Source organism: Paenibacillus lupini (assembly GCF_011761355.1).
In the GTDB taxonomy this organism is placed as follows: domain Bacteria; phylum Bacillota; class Bacilli; order Paenibacillales; family Paenibacillaceae; genus Pristimantibacillus; species Pristimantibacillus lupini.
This window is the reverse complement of record NZ_JAASRW010000007.1, coordinates 95108-109525: the sequence shown is the minus strand read 5'-3', so window position 1 is coordinate 109525 and position 14418 is coordinate 95108. Positions and strand designations below refer to the sequence as shown.

Below are 14418 nucleotides of genomic sequence, written 5' to 3'. Positions count from 1 at the left end.
CAACGCCGTCCCATTGAGGGCGGCGTTGCTTCTTTTTCGCCATAAAGAACGGAGTGAGTCTGAATGGTTATCGAGATTTCAGCGGTCGAGCAGGACCGCAAGGGACGAAAGCGTTACAACATCTTTACGAATGGTATGGAAGAGCCTTTATTCTCGGTGCACGAGGATTTATTAATTAAACACCGATTATTTAAGGGCACGACGCTCACCACGGATGAAATTACTGAGATAACGGAAGAAGATGATCGTTACAGGGCTTATGCGCTCGCAATTTACTATTTGGGGTTCAAAGCAAGGACTCGCAAAGAAATTGAGCAATTTTTGATGCGCAAGGCGTTCGAGTCGGAGCCAATTGCTTATACGCTTGAACGTTTAGAATCGGAGCATATTGTTGATGATGAAGAGTATGCGCGGCAATTTGCCAAGCAGCGTATCCGTTATAGTCAAAAGGGCAGCCGTTGGATAAAGCAGGAGCTGCAGCAGCGAGGAGTAACAAATCAAGCTGCGTCAGAAGCACTGGAAGCCATCGACCGAGATGATGAACTTGCGTCTGCGATTCATGCCGCAAAGAAGAAATGGCGCTCTCTTAAAGGAGAAAATAGAGAGAAACGTCAAAAACTCTTCTCCTTTTTAATGCGAAGAGGGTTTCCTTCGGATGTCGTTAAAGAGGCGGCAAAATCAGCAATAGATGAAGCGGAAATGGAACAGGTAGATGACGATGATGGGCTTTTGCTTGACAATTGATTTTGCCAAAAGATAAAATAAAATTGTATTCCTTTTATATCAGATCAATTTTCCTTCCAAAAGTTGATTTGAAACGATTATTTTCGTCAATAAGTTTTGAGAATGAATCGGTATGGAAACCGGCTAAAAACCTAATATCATCCCAAGCATTGCCTTGGTGAATGCAACGAGGAGGTGAACAAATGGACCCTATTTGGACGGTGTTGATCTGTCTCGTTGTTGGCGTTATTTTCTTTGGGATTGGTTATTTTATTCGCAAGTCGATTGCCGAGGCCAAAATTTCCAGCGCTGAGCAAGCTGCTGTTGTCATCGTAGAAAATGCGAAGAAGGAAGCAGAAGCTCAGAAGAAAGAAACGGTGCTCGAAGCAAAAGATGATATCCACAAACTCCGTACGGAGGCTGAAAAAGACATCCGAGAGCGGCGTAATGAGTCTTTGCGTCAAGAAAGACGTTTGCTCCAGAAAGAGGAGTCGCTGGATAAAAAGATAGAAGCACTCGAGCGCAAAGAAGAGTTAGTTGCCAACAAAGAGAAACGGATCGATGACACACAAGAACAAATTGATTCCATTTACAAGCAGCAGCTTAGTGAATTGGAGCGTATCTCCAGCTTGACTATGGAGGATGCGAAATCGATTATTTTGTCGAATGTGGAACAGGAAGTACGTCACGAAACAGCACAGATGATCAAAGAGATCGAGCAGCAGGCTAAAGAAGAAGCCGATCGTAAGGCGCGGGACATTATTTCACTCGCTATTCAACGTTGTGCGGCGGATCACGTAGCAGAGACGACTGTATCGGTCGTAACGCTGCCTAACGAAGAAATGAAAGGCCGCATAATTGGACGTGAGGGCCGTAATATCCGTGCACTCGAAACATTGACTGGTATCGATCTAATTATCGACGATACACCGGAAGCGGTCATTCTGTCAGGCTTTGACCCGATTAGACGTGAAATTGCTCGGACTTCACTTGAGAAGCTTGTTGCAGATGGTCGTATACATCCGGCTCGCATTGAAGAGATGGTCGAGAAGTCCCGTAAGGAAGTGGATGAGCGGATCCGTGAATACGGTGAGCAAGCTACTTTCGAGGTTGGGGTTCACGGTTTGCATCCTGACTTGATTAAAATTCTGGGACGTCTGAAGTATCGGACAAGCTACGGTCAGAACGTGCTGAAGCACTCGATGGAAGTTGCTTACTTGACAGGCCTGATGGCTGCTGAGCTTGGCGAAGATATTACTCTGGCTAAGCGCGCAGGCCTCCTGCACGATATCGGCAAGGCACTTGACCACGAGGTTGAGGGCTCACATGTTGAGATCGGCGTAGAACTGGCTAAGAAGTACAAAGAGCATCCTGTTGTTATCAACAGTATTGCTTCCCACCATGGAGATGTAGAAGCAACTTCTGTAATCGCGATGTTAGTAGGAGCAGCGGACGCCTTGTCTGCCGCACGTCCTGGCGCACGTCGTGAAACGCTTGAAACGTACATTAAACGTCTGGAGAAGCTGGAAGACATTTCGGAGTCGTTCGACGGCGTTGAGAAGTCTTTCGCAATCCAAGCAGGACGCGAAGTCCGTGTTATGGTTCAGCCTGAGAAGATTGACGATACGGAAGCATTCCGACTTGCACGCGACATTACGAAGAAAATCGAGAGTGAACTCGATTATCCGGGACATATTAAAGTTACGGTTATTCGTGAGACCCGTGCAGTTGAATATGCGAAGTAACACAAGCAAATAGCAAGAACGAAAAGTGGCTGCTTGTCAGCCACTTTTTTTGCATAATAAAGGAGTGGCAGAGTGAACGTATTATTTATTGGTGATATCGTAGGTAGTGTAGGCCGTAAAGCCCTGAAGCAGGTGCTTCCGGCACTTAAAAGTAAATATAATCCACATATTATTATCGTGAACGGTGAGAATGCTGCAGCAGGCCGTGGCATTACACAGACCATTGCCCGTGAGTTTTTTGAATGGGGCGTTCATGGTATTACGATGGGCAATCATACCTGGGACAATAAGGATATCTTTGAATGGATAGATGAAGAACCACGCATCGTGCGTCCGGCTAACTTCCCGGAAGGGACTCCAGGCCAAGGTTATGCATTAATTAAAGCAAACGGAAAGCAGTTAGCCATTATTAATTTGCAAGGCCGGACATTCCTGCCGCCAATTGACTGCCCATTCCGGAAGGCAGAAGATCTAGTTACACTGGCGAAAGAGAAGACCAACAATATTCTGGTTGATTTCCATGCAGAAGCTACCTCTGAGAAGATTGCTATGGGTTGGCATTTGGCTGGTCATGCTTCGATCGTAGTTGGTACCCATACCCATGTACAGACGAATGATGACCGTATTCTGCCGGGCGGAACAGCCTATCTTACAGATGTGGGTATGTCGGGTCCTCGTGACGGGGTGCTCGGTATGGATCGTAACGCTGTCCTGCATAAATTTTTGACGCAGCTGCCTACTCGATTCGTCGTGGACGAAGGGGATTGGCATTTGCATGCGGTATCGGTTCACATTGATGATGCGACTGGTGAAGCTACGAAAATTCAAAAAATCCGGTTGACGGAAGATGAATGGCTGCTCATGCAGTAGCTATATGAATATTCGAAAAGTTTAGTCAATTCTGAATTGTGTTGAAAGTTATTAGGATAATAGCAGGAATTTTTTAACCTCTCTCGAATACTATCTAAATAGTGGAATCCATCCATCATTCCCGAGGAGGTCCTTTTTCATGGAAGTATTAAAAGTTTCAGCAAAGTCCAATCCAAATTCCGTTGCAGGTGCGCTAGCCGGAGTTTTGCGTGAGCGCGGCGCCGCTGAATTGCAAGCCATCGGGGCGGGTGCACTAAATCAAGCGATCAAAGCAGTAGCGATTGCTCGCGGATTCGTAGCTCCGAGCGGGGTGGATTTAATCTGTGTGCCGGCATTTACTGACATTGTGATTGATGGAGAAGATCGTACAGCGATAAAGCTAATTGTAGAACCTAGGTAATTCGAAAAACCAAACGTCAAGTGCGGAGCTGAATTAGACCGGGTATTTGAACCTGTTTACGTAGTAGACAGGTTTTTTGCTTTGTTGGGGTTAATCCAGTTATTTATCTTGGTTGCAAAAGGCGGTGCGAAATGACCTTTACGGTGGCGGATTTTCATTGTGATGTATTAAGCAAACTGCTGGTTGATCCGAAGCTTTCTTTTCGAGATAGTGAATCTAATGCACTTGATGTTACGTATAAGCGATTAAAGGAATCGGGTGCTGTTCTTCAGACGTTTGCCGTCTACATACCGGAAAAGCTTAATGGCTCTATCGAACCCATTCTAGAAAGTATCGATCATTTCTATGAACAGGTGCTTACTTGTCCGGATATGATGCTTATTCGCAATCAAGCTGATTTAAGAGAGAGTCTCGCTACAGGAAAGATAGGTGCTTTGCTGTCCCTTGAAGGAGTAGACGGTCTGCAGGGCAGCATCCCCATCCTAAGGCTCCTACAACGCCTTGGCGTGCGAGCGGCAGGGCTAACCTGGAATTATGCGAACTGGGCCGCAGACGGCGTTATGGAGCCTCGTGGAGGGGGTCTGACGGCGAAGGGGAGAGCATTCGTCCAAGAATGCGATAATCTGGGTATACTGGTGGATGTATCGCATTTATCTGAGAAAGCGTTCTGGGATGTAGCGGATCTAGCCTCAAGAACGATTATAGCTTCTCATTCTAACGCAAAAGCGCTTCTTAACCATCCCCGTAATCTAACGAATGAACAAATAAAAGCTATTCTCGCTCTGCAGGGCTTAATCGGTGTGACATATGTGCCTTGGTTCGTAGCTGAAGGGGAGCAGGTCACAATCGATCATGTGCTAAGACATATCGAACACATATGTGAGCTTGGCGGCGAGCAGCATCTTATGCTTGGATCAGACTTTGACGGAATCGACAAATATGTAAGTGGTTTGACTCATCCTGGTGAGGTGTACAGGCTTCGGGAGGCTCTGCTGAAAAGGTACTCGGAACAGCAGACCAAGCAGTTTTTATCGGGTAATGCGCTTTCATTTTTAGCTGCCCATTTGCCTGCGTAATGAGCTGCTTGTCCCATCTTAATCCGCTATAAATTCAATCGAAAATGATTATGCGATCATTAAGCGTTTACATCTTGCAATTTTCAAACCACACCTTTACACTTGTTGTGACTGTTTATTCATAATACAAATTATTGTTGGATATTGCCTTAGTAATGTACGCGGCTTAAGCCATCAAAAAGAGGAGATGGGCGTTTTGATTAGTCAATTGTCTTGGAAGATCGGAGGGCAACAAGGGGAAGGCGTCGAAAGTACGGACCGTATCTTTTCCACGGCGCTTAACCGGCTTGGGTATTATCTATATGGATATCGTCATTTCTCGTCGCGAATCAAGGGCGGACATACGAATAATAAGATTCGAATCAGCACATACCCAATTCGGGCGATCTCCGATGATCTGGACATCCTCGTGGCGTTCGACCAAGAAAGTATAGATTTGAATGCAAAAGAGCTTCGCACCGGCGGCGTAATCGTGGCAGATGCGAAGTTTAATCCGGTTGTACCTGAAGGAATCGATGCTAGACTCTTCGCAGTACCAATTACGAAGATGGCAGAAGAGCTTGGTACTTCCCTAATGAAGAACATGGTTGCTTCCGGCGCATCCTGGGCATTGCTTGGGCTGCCGCTTGAAGTATTCAATAAAGCAGTAGAAGAAGAGTTCGGCCGTAAAGGCGCAGCAATCGTGGAGAAAAATATCGAAGCGGTTAAGCTTGGTGCGGAGTTCGTACTAGAGCAAGCGGGTGGACCACTTGACGAGTTTAAGCTGGGTGATGCAGATGGCCAGCAAAAGCTGTTTATGATTGGCAACGAAGCAATTGGCCTTGGTTGTATCGCAGCTGGCTGCCGACTTATGTCAGCGTATCCAATTACTCCCGCATCTGAGATTATGGAATATCTTATTAAGAAGCTTCCTGCGCTTGGCGGCACAGTTGTTCAAACGGAAGACGAAATCGCAGCCGTTACGATGGCAATTGGCGCTAACTATGCTGGTGTCCGTACGATGACGGCATCTGCCGGACCTGGTCTATCACTGATGATGGAAGCCATTGGCCTAGCAGGTATGACAGAGACTCCGCTTGTCATTGTGGATACGCAGCGCGGTGGTCCTTCCACAGGTTTGCCAACAAAGCAGGAACAATCCGACTTGAACGCGATGGTATACGGTACGCATGGCGAGATTCCTAAGATCGTTATCGCACCGGCATCGATCGAAGACTGCTTCTATGATATGATCGAAGCCTTTAACTTAGCTGAGCAGTATCAAGTACCAGTTATCGTGATGACGGATCTACAGCTGTCGCTCGGCAAACAATCCTGTGAGCCGTTTGACTTTAATTCGATCCAGATCAACCGCGGCAAGCTGGTAGAAGAAGGGCCTGAGCTTGAGCAGCATCAGCTGTTCAAACGTTATGAGTTGACAGAAGACGGCGTCTCGCCTCGTATACTGCCTGGTGCCAAAAATGGTATTCACCATGTCACTGGCGTGGAACATGACGAGACAGGACGTCCTTCGGAGAGCGCCACTAACCGTCTGAAAATGATGGATAAACGTCTGCATAAGCTGGATGATCTCTTTATTCGTGAAGGTCTTCGTGTTGATGCGCCTAACGAGACGCCGGATCTTCTCATTATCGGCATGGGCTCAACAGGCGGCACGATCGATCAAGCCCGCGAATGGCTGACAAATGACGGTATTACAACGAACCACATTACAATCCGTCAGATTCATCCGTTCCCAACAGAGCAATTGCTTCCTCACTTGCAACAGGCGAAAAAAGTCGTTGTTATCGAGAACAATGCGACGGCACAGCTCGCTGGCCAGATCAAAATGAATGCAGGCTTTGCTGAAAAAATCCGCAACCTGCTGAAATATGACGGCAATCCGTTCCTGCCATCTGAAGTTTATAAAGCGTGCAAGGAGTTGGACTAATTATGGCAACATTTAAAGAGTTTAGAAATAATGTGAAGCCGAACTGGTGCCCGGGCTGTGGAGACTTCTCCATCCAAGCAGCTATTCAACGTGCGGCAGCTAATGTAGGCCTGGAGCCGGAAGAGCTTGCTGTTATTTCGGGTATCGGCTGTTCCGGCCGTATTTCCGGTTACATTAACGCATACGGTCTTCATGGTATTCATGGCCGTGCGCTTCCGATCGCACAAGGTGTTAAGCTTGCTAACCGCGAGCTGACTGTTATCGCATCTGGCGGTGACGGCGACGGATTCGCGATTGGTATGGGTCACACCGTGCATGCTATTCGTCGTAACCTGAACATTACGTATATCGTAATGGATAACCAAATCTATGGTCTGACGAAGGGGCAAACATCTCCACGAAGCGCTGAAGGCTTCAAGACCAAATCGACGCCGGAAGGCTCGATCGAGTCGACATTGTCGCCGCTTGAGATTGCTTTATCTGCTGGTGCTACTTTTGTAGCCCAATCTTTCTCCAGTGATCTGAAACAGTTGACTGCTTTGATCGAAGCGGGTATTAAGCATGAAGGCTTCTCGCTGATCAACGTATTCAGCCCATGTGTTACATTTAACAAAATCAACACGTACGACTGGTTCAAAGAAAATATCGTTAACCTGGAGCAATTCCCGGATTACGATCCTACGAACCGCGTAACCGCAATGAATAAAATCATGGAGACAAACGGCATGCTCACGGGTCTGATCTATCAGAACACGGTGCGTAAGTCGTATGAGGATATGATTACCGGCTTCCGTCAGGAAGCGCTGGCTAAACAAGATCTTTCACTGTCCGAAGAGCACTTCGCGAAGCTTGTAGCTGAATTTAAATAAGTGTATGATGGGCATACGGCCTTTTTTCACAAAAAGCCGTATGCTTTTTAATTTTGATAGGATTACAAAGGAGTAGAATCAAATGGAACAAAAATTAGTGCCCGTAGGCGTATCGGCAAGACATATTCATTTATCTGCGGAGCATGTCGCTATATTATTTGGAGAAGGCAGCGAACTGACGATTGCTAAACCGTTGTCGCAGCCTGGTCAATATGCTGCTAATGAGACGGTTGCAGTCATCGGACCAAAAGGTACTTTCCCGAAAGTAAGAATTCTAGGTCCTGTACGCCAGTCTACACAACTGGAAGTATCGCGTACAGATGCGTTCTCGCTTGGTGTAAACCCGCCTGTAAGGGAATCTGGCAATACTGCAGGCTCGGCCGGCATTACCCTTAAAGGACCAGCTGGTGAAGTGACAATTGAAGAGGGCGTAATCGTTGCTGCTCGTCATATTCATTTCCATACCTCTGATGCTAACAAGTGGGGAATTGCCGATAAACAACAGCTGAAAGTTCGCTTCCAAGGCGAGCGTGGCGTTGTATTCGAGCATGTAATCGCTCGTGTATCTCCAGACTTTGCACTGGATATGCATATTGATACCGACGAGGCGAACGCTGCAGGCATCAAGAACGGCGACACAGCAGAAATCATCGATTAGGTCGTTGAGTGGATAAAGAGGCTGACAAGCGGTTATACACCGTTGTCAGCCTCTTTTGTCGCCCGCGGATTAATAGATATCAATGTGGCAGTTATGCTATAATTTTGTATTAGGGATATTTCATGTAGAGGGAAGTGAACAACCATGTCTAAGGGTAAAGCTCAAGCCGACAAGGTTAAAGACTATTCCAAATACTTTGACTTCTCGGATGCTAAGGTGCTAAGTGAGGAAGACGGGGTAACGACCTATCGGATTAAAGGGCGGAACGTTCAAATTAACTCCACGCCTGATTACAAAGAAGAAAAGAAACGCGGCAAAGAAGACATTGAAGTTCATTATGATTTCATCATTCCTGAGGAGCTTCAGTCACTCGGTAAGGGGAAATTTTACTTAATACAAACATACGGCTGCCAAATGAACGAGCATGACACAGAAGTGATGAAGGGCATGTTCGAAGAGATGGGTTATACAGCCACGGATGACCGCCAGCAGGCGGATGTGATCCTGCTTAATACTTGCGCCATTCGGGAGAATGCCGAAGATAAAGTATTTGGTGAGCTTGGTCATCTGAAGACGTTAAAGCTGCAAAAGCCAGGTTTACTGCTAGGTGTTTGCGGATGCATGTCACAGGAAGAGTCGGTAGTAGGCAAAATCCTGCAAAAGCATGCTTTTGTCGATATGATTTTTGGTACTCATAACATTCATCGGTTACCGCATTTGTTACAAAACGCTTATTTCAGCAAAGAGATGGTCGTTGAGGTATGGTCCAAAGAAGGCGACATCATCGAAAATATGCCCAAGAAGCGGGATGGCATGCGTGCATGGGTCAACATCATGTACGGCTGCGATAAATTCTGTACATACTGCATTGTACCCTATACAAGGGGGAAGGAGCGCAGTCGTCGTCCTGAGGATGTGATTGCCGAGGTTCGTGAGCTCGTTCGCCAAGGGTTTAAAGAGATTACTCTGCTTGGACAAAATGTAAACGCCTACGGCAAGGATTTTGAAGATATCTCCTATCGGTTTGGCGATTTGATGCAGGATATTTCTAAGATAGATATTCCTAGGGTTCGTTTTACGACCAGCCATCCGCGGGATTTCGACGATCATCTGATTGATGTTCTGGCACAGGGAGGCAATCTGGTCGAGCATATTCACTTGCCGGTCCAATCCGGCAGCACGGAAGTGCTCAAACGAATGAGCCGCAAATATTCGAGCGAACTTTATCTGGAGCTAGTTGCCAAGATTAAACGGGCGATTCCGAATGTTTCTCTTTCAACCGATATTATCGTTGGTTTTCCTGGTGAGACTGATGAGCAGTTTGAGGAGACGATGTCGTTAGTTCAGAAGGTTGGATTCGACTTTGCCTATACGTTCATCTACTCTCCTCGTGAGGGAACACCTGCAGCAGGTATGGAAGACAATGTCCCTGCGGAAGTGAAGAAGAAGCGTCTGAAGAGGCTCAATGAGCTGATGGCAGAGCTTGGCCGCAAGAGCCATGAGCGAATGGAAGGCGAGATTGTTGAGGTGCTTGTCGAAGGCGAGAGTAAGAACAATGCACATATTTTGGCGGGCCGGACTCGTACGAATAAGCTCGTTCACTTCGAAGGTCCAAAGGAATGGATTGGACAATTTGTACATGTTCGTGTAACAGAAGCAAAAACATGGTATATTAAAGCAGAACCTTTGGCGAATTCCGCCAGCAATGTATCTTAAGATGTGACTCAAATAATGGGAGAGATGATAGATGTCCGAACAGCAGACTGCAGTTAATACTCACCACCATCATGATCATGAGCATGGCCATACGTGTGATGTGCCGAAATTTGATACACGTGACCTTCTCGTACGTGATGATATTATGGAAAAAGCGAAGGAGCTTGCTGGCTTGATCTTTACTTCCGAGGAAGTACAGCAATATCGCCGTGCCGAGAAGCAAATTCAAGGCAATGACCGCGTTCAATCGCTTATCACAATGATTAAGAAGAAGCAAAAAGAAGTGGTAGCCTTTGAAACAACTTTCAAGAATGAGCAAATGGTGAAAAAAATCGAAGGCGAAATGGAAACGCTGCAGGATGAACTGGATGGCATTCCAATCGTATCGGAGTTCCAGCAAAGCCAATCCGACATTAACTATTTGCTTCAGCTTGTTATCTCAATCGTTCGTGATACCGTATCAGAGAAAATCAATGTAGAAGACGCTCAAGTTGAAGCGCCTGAAGAATGTGACTAAAATAAATGGAGAGGCGGTTCTTTTTTATGAAGAACGCTTCTCTTTCTTTTTCACCCCAATAAAAATCATGTTCCTTAAAGGAGAGAGATAAACCATGAATCCATTTACATACTATAACCCTACCCGCCTGCATTTTGGTGAAGGGCAACTGAAACAGCTTCCTGTCGAAGCAGCTAGCCTTGGTAAACGTGTACTGCTTGTCTATGGTGGTGGCAGCATTAAGCGTAACGGACTATATGAGCGAGTTCTTGCGAAGCTGAATGAAGCAGGTTGTTCAGTTACTGAACTGAGCGGAGTTGAGCCTAACCCGCGTTTATCGACGGTACACCGCGGTGCTGACCTATGTCGTTCGGAGTCCATTGATTGGGTACTTGCAGTTGGCGGCGGCAGTACGATTGACTGTGCGAAAGCAATTATTATTGCTGCGAAATATGAGGGGAACTTCTGGGATGTCGTCAGCAGGAAGGCGAAACCGGAAGCGGCTCTTCCGCTTGGTACGGTCCTTACACTTGCAGCAACCGGTTCAGAGATGAATTCCGGTTCTGTTATTACAAATGAAGAAACGCTTGAGAAGCATGGCTGGGGCAACGTCCTTGCTTACCCGACCTTCTCGATTCTTGATCCTGCGTTTACGGCGAGTGCTCCAAAAGATCACACGGTCTATGGTATGGTCGATATGATGGCACATGTGATCGAACAGTATTTCCACCATGATGCCAACACGCCAGTTCAGGACGGCTTCTGTGAGACGATCCTGCGTACGGTTATTGCGACGGCTCCAGGTCTTGTGAATGATCTGACGAATGTAAAGCTGCGTGAAACGATTCTGTATTGCGGTACAATGGCACTGAACGGTACGCTGTCGATGGGTGTAATCGGCGATTGGGCGAACCATGATATGGAGCATGCCGTCTCCGCTGTATACGATATTCCACATGGCGGTGGTCTGGCGATCCTGTTCCCGAACTGGATGAACTACGTGGTTGAAGATAACGTAGGTCGCTTTAAGCAATTCGCGGTAAATGTATTCGGAGTTGAAGCAGCAGATCGTGACGATCTCGAAGTTGCACGCGAGGGAATCGCGAAGCTCCGTGAGTTCTGGAATTCGATCGGCGCTCCTTCGCGCCTCGCGGATTATGATATTGACGACAGCAGACTCGAGGAAATGGCGGAGAAAACAACAGGCAGCGGTACACGCGGTAACTTCCGCAAGCTGAAGAAAGAAGATGTGGCGGCGATTTATCGTTTGTCGCTGTAAGGAATTGAGTGGGGAGAGGCTGTCTTGTAAGCCATGTTTTGTTCGGAGAATCCAAGTACTGCGTAAAAGGTTTGGACCTCCGATCGCTGTTGTTCTCGGATTTCTTGATTCCAACTCGCTTAAGCGGTTGAAATCCGAGAACAAAGGCGAGCACTGCGTTTCTCCGGCTCAAACCTTTTACTCCGCACATTGGCCCTCCCACAACGCAAGAGCTAAGCTTAAAGATCCAGCCTAATTTTTTTGCTAGAATGGTTGGTGGTCGTTCTATTCTCACAAAGAGTGGAATTCGATTGGAAGAACATTCGTATACGGCAGATGCTGCTTAACCTATAAAAGAGGGGTTATCCCATCGTCATTTTGATGACTTTTGGGACAGCTCCTTTTTTGTTTTGTAATATGGAGGGATATTCCAAATGGATGTCGTATTTGTTAATCATTATAAATTTAGAGGTATGAATCTATGTCTAACAGTCCTAACTATATTCGATTTATTCGTGAGAAAGCAGGAAATGAATTAATCTTTCTCAATTTAACAGGGGCGATTATTTGCAATGATAACAATGAGATACTGCTGCAGAAGAGAGGCGACCGCAATGCTTGGGGGTTTCCAGGAGGTGCAATGGAGCTTGGAGAATCTGCAGCAGAAACGGCAGTTCGTGAGGTATTAGAGGAAACAGGGTTAACAGTGGAGGTGGAGCACCTTATCGGTGTGTACACTAAATATTTTGATGAATAGGACAAAGCTCAGACGATTGCGTTCTTTTTCAAATGTAAGCCTGTTGAAGGAGAACTTAAAATTGACGGGGATGAAACGCTGGAGCTTGCCAATTTTCCAATTACAGATGTCCCAACGCTCTTTGTTCAGCAGCATCAGGATGCCTTAGAAGATTATTTGGCGCATCGCACGGGTTGTTATAGATAAGGATTGAAAGGGGGATGTGTATGATTCATTATCCGCTACTTCACAAAGGTGCGACGATAGGGGTAACGGCGCCTTCCTCAGGAGTAAGTACAGACCTGCATGAACTGTTGAGATTAGCCTGCAGCCGTATGGAGGCCAATGGATACAGCCTGATTTGCGGAGAGACCGTGTGGACGGAGCATAAAGCGAAGTCAGCTCCTGCGAAAGTAAGGGCAACGGAATTCAATCAGATGATGAAGGATGATACGATTGGAATGATTTTTCCACCTTGGGGTGGTGAGCTGCTGATCGAAGTGTTGGAGTTTATAGATTGGGAGCAGATCAAGAGAAAGTGGATAATGGGCTATTCCGATATAAGTGTATTATTGCTGGCCGTTACATTAAAGACAGGAATCGCCACGGCACATGGGGCAAATCTAATTGATCAGCGAGGAGAATGGTCTGATCAGACGACTGGGATGTGGGAAAACGTTTTAACTACGAACATCGGGGAATCTGTCGTTCAGCAATCATCTCCCTATTATCAAAAAGAATGGAACCATGATGATCCCTCTCCATGTGTTTTTCATTTGAATGAATCAACTTCCTGGCAAGTCGTCTCGCATGAGGCTGTGAAAATTCAAGGGCGCTTACTAGGTGGATGTATTGATGTTATCAGACATTTAATTGGGACTCCTTACGGTGATGTCAGGCATTTTCAACAGCATGTGATTTCGAAAGAACCCATTGTGTGGTATCTGGAAAATTGTGAGCTCAATACAGCAGATATACGGAGATCACTTGTGCAAATGAAGCTGGCTGGCTGGTTTGACCATTGTGCAGGTATTTTGTTTGGCAGAAGCGGGGTTAATCGGCCAGTCGGTAACTATACGTTGGAGGATATGTATCAGGAGCTTGCGGAAGAATTGGAGATTCCGATTGTTTATGATATCGATTGTGGTCATGTTCCTCCTCAAATGACGTTTATAAACGGAGCGTTGGCAGTGATTGAAGCAGGGGATGGAAAAGGAGTTGTGAGACAATTTTTCGCTCCTTAATGGGGTTAAATATATATTCATTAAAAGAACCATCCCGTCGTCAAAGGATGGTTCTTTATTATTTTAAGCAGTTGTATGGATCGACTTGTTACCTTTTGTCGATTGGATTGACGACTGAATTCGTTGAATATATGGTTTAAGAGATAGTACAATAATAACCGCCACAAAGGATTTGATCGCGTCGCCTGGCAGGTATGGATAACAGGCAGCGGTCATTGCTTTGCTGAAGTCTAGACCCGTAACATGCATCAGCCAAGGTACTCCAGGTACATAAGTCAGGAACGAACCTAGCAATTCAAACACAATAAATAAAGCAATAATGGAGAAAATGCGGTTACGCATGATGAATTCAGTCCGGAAGAGTGCTTGAGTAGCAAAGCCAATCAATAGAGCACAGAATGGGAAGGCAAAAATAAATCCGCCTGTATGGCCTGTTAAAGTCTCAAGTCCCCCTTTGCCACCAAAAAGTGGCAAGCCTGTTGCCGCTAGGGCAATGACGATCACAATGGAGATAAAGCTCTTACGCGGACCTAGAATGGCACCGGCCAATGTAACGGCGAGCGTCTGGAGAGTAATAGGCACGTAAGAACCAACTTTAATCTGAATGGCGCTCATAACAATGAATAGGGCTGCGAATAGGGCGATAAATACAGAGCTTCGAATAGAACTACTTGTGCGCATAATGGATCGACTCCTT

Annotated in this window: 13 protein-coding genes and 1 pseudogene; 13 read left to right on the top strand and 1 reads right to left on the bottom strand. The window is 46.2% G+C overall.

Going from position 1 to position 14418, the window contains the following annotated elements; translation table 11 throughout:
* The first annotated feature begins 63 nt into the window (after positions 1–63).
* From FHS17_RS22345 to FHS17_RS22285, 13 genes and pseudogenes are all read left to right on the top strand, one after another.
* Complete coding sequence (locus FHS17_RS22345) at positions 64–744, top strand: regulatory protein RecX (RefSeq protein WP_167280684.1); 681 nt, start codon at positions 64–66, stop codon at positions 742–744.
* Between the two features lie 182 nt (positions 745–926).
* Positions 927–2468, top strand: a complete 1542-nt coding sequence (rny, locus tag FHS17_RS22340) for a ribonuclease Y (protein ID WP_167280683.1) — start codon at positions 927–929, stop codon at positions 2466–2468.
* 72 nt (positions 2469–2540) lie between these two features.
* Entirely contained in the window at positions 2541–3338 is a 798-nt protein-coding gene (locus FHS17_RS22335; RefSeq protein WP_167280682.1) for a TIGR00282 family metallophosphoesterase, read from the top strand.
* A gap of 139 nt (positions 3339–3477) precedes the next feature.
* On the top strand, positions 3478–3738 hold the full coding sequence (locus tag FHS17_RS22330) for a stage V sporulation protein S (RefSeq protein ID WP_005550495.1): 261 nt from the start codon (positions 3478–3480) through the stop codon (positions 3736–3738).
* A gap of 131 nt (positions 3739–3869) precedes the next feature.
* A complete protein-coding gene (locus FHS17_RS22325; RefSeq protein ID WP_167280681.1) occupies positions 3870–4814 on the top strand; it encodes a dipeptidase in 945 nt (314 codons plus the stop codon).
* Between the two features lie 196 nt (positions 4815–5010).
* Complete coding sequence (locus tag FHS17_RS22320) at positions 5011–6744, top strand: 2-oxoacid:acceptor oxidoreductase subunit alpha (RefSeq protein WP_167280680.1); 1734 nt, start codon at positions 5011–5013, stop codon at positions 6742–6744.
* A gap of 2 nt (positions 6745–6746) precedes the next feature.
* Positions 6747–7613: a 2-oxoacid:ferredoxin oxidoreductase subunit beta gene (locus FHS17_RS22315; RefSeq protein WP_167280679.1), complete on the top strand. Its 867-nt coding sequence runs from the start codon at positions 6747–6749 to the stop codon at positions 7611–7613.
* Between the two features lie 82 nt (positions 7614–7695).
* Positions 7696–8271, top strand: coding sequence for a phosphate propanoyltransferase (locus FHS17_RS22310; protein WP_167280678.1), 576 nt, complete (start codon positions 7696–7698; stop codon positions 8269–8271).
* A 144-nt stretch (positions 8272–8415) separates the two neighbouring features.
* Entirely contained in the window at positions 8416–9987 is a 1572-nt protein-coding gene (miaB, locus tag FHS17_RS22305) for a tRNA (N6-isopentenyl adenosine(37)-C2)-methylthiotransferase MiaB (protein WP_167280677.1), read from the top strand.
* A 31-nt stretch (positions 9988–10018) separates the two neighbouring features.
* On the top strand, positions 10019–10504 hold the full coding sequence (locus tag FHS17_RS22300) for a YlbF/YmcA family competence regulator (protein ID WP_167280676.1): 486 nt from the start codon (positions 10019–10021) through the stop codon (positions 10502–10504).
* A gap of 94 nt (positions 10505–10598) precedes the next feature.
* Positions 10599–11762: an iron-containing alcohol dehydrogenase gene (locus FHS17_RS22295; protein WP_167280675.1), complete on the top strand. Its 1164-nt coding sequence runs from the start codon at positions 10599–10601 to the stop codon at positions 11760–11762.
* 460 nt (positions 11763–12222) lie between these two features.
* A pseudogene (locus FHS17_RS22290) lies at positions 12223–12684 on the top strand (NUDIX hydrolase).
* Positions 12685–12704: 20 nt separating this feature from the next.
* On the top strand, positions 12705–13721 hold the full coding sequence (locus FHS17_RS22285) for a S66 family peptidase (protein WP_167280674.1): 1017 nt from the start codon (positions 12705–12707) through the stop codon (positions 13719–13721).
* 63 nt (positions 13722–13784) lie between these two features.
* Here the strand turns inward: FHS17_RS22285 and FHS17_RS22280 are convergent, their stop codons facing one another.
* The gene (locus FHS17_RS22280) at positions 13785–14402 is read right to left on the bottom strand and encodes a biotin transporter BioY (protein WP_167280673.1); all 618 of its coding nucleotides are present in this window, start codon (positions 14400–14402) and stop codon (positions 13785–13787) included.
* Positions 14403–14418: the final 16 nt, after the last annotated feature.

Excerpts from the sequence above, each read along its gene's own strand:
- FHS17_RS22315 (WP_167280679.1), top strand. The coding sequence starts at position 6,747 with ATGGCAACATTTAAAGAGTTTAGAAATAATGTGAAGCCGAACTGGTGC.
- rny (WP_167280683.1), top strand. The coding sequence starts at position 927 with ATGGACCCTATTTGGACGGTGTTGATCTGTCTCGTTGTTGGCGTTATT.
- FHS17_RS22300 (WP_167280676.1), top strand. The coding sequence starts at position 10,019 with ATGTCCGAACAGCAGACTGCAGTTAATACTCACCACCATCATGATCAT.
- FHS17_RS22310 (WP_167280678.1), top strand. The coding sequence starts at position 7,696 with ATGGAACAAAAATTAGTGCCCGTAGGCGTATCGGCAAGACATATTCAT.
- FHS17_RS22330 (WP_005550495.1), top strand. The coding sequence starts at position 3,478 with ATGGAAGTATTAAAAGTTTCAGCAAAGTCCAATCCAAATTCCGTTGCA.
- FHS17_RS22345 (WP_167280684.1), top strand. The coding sequence starts at position 64 with ATGGTTATCGAGATTTCAGCGGTCGAGCAGGACCGCAAGGGACGAAAG.
- miaB (WP_167280677.1), top strand. The coding sequence starts at position 8,416 with ATGTCTAAGGGTAAAGCTCAAGCCGACAAGGTTAAAGACTATTCCAAA.
- FHS17_RS22280 (WP_167280673.1), bottom strand. The coding sequence starts at position 14,402 with ATGCGCACAAGTAGTTCTATTCGAAGCTCTGTATTTATCGCCCTATTC.
- FHS17_RS22285 (WP_167280674.1), top strand. The coding sequence starts at position 12,705 with ATGATTCATTATCCGCTACTTCACAAAGGTGCGACGATAGGGGTAACG.
- FHS17_RS22325 (WP_167280681.1), top strand. The coding sequence starts at position 3,870 with ATGACCTTTACGGTGGCGGATTTTCATTGTGATGTATTAAGCAAACTG.
- FHS17_RS22295 (WP_167280675.1), top strand. The coding sequence starts at position 10,599 with ATGAATCCATTTACATACTATAACCCTACCCGCCTGCATTTTGGTGAA.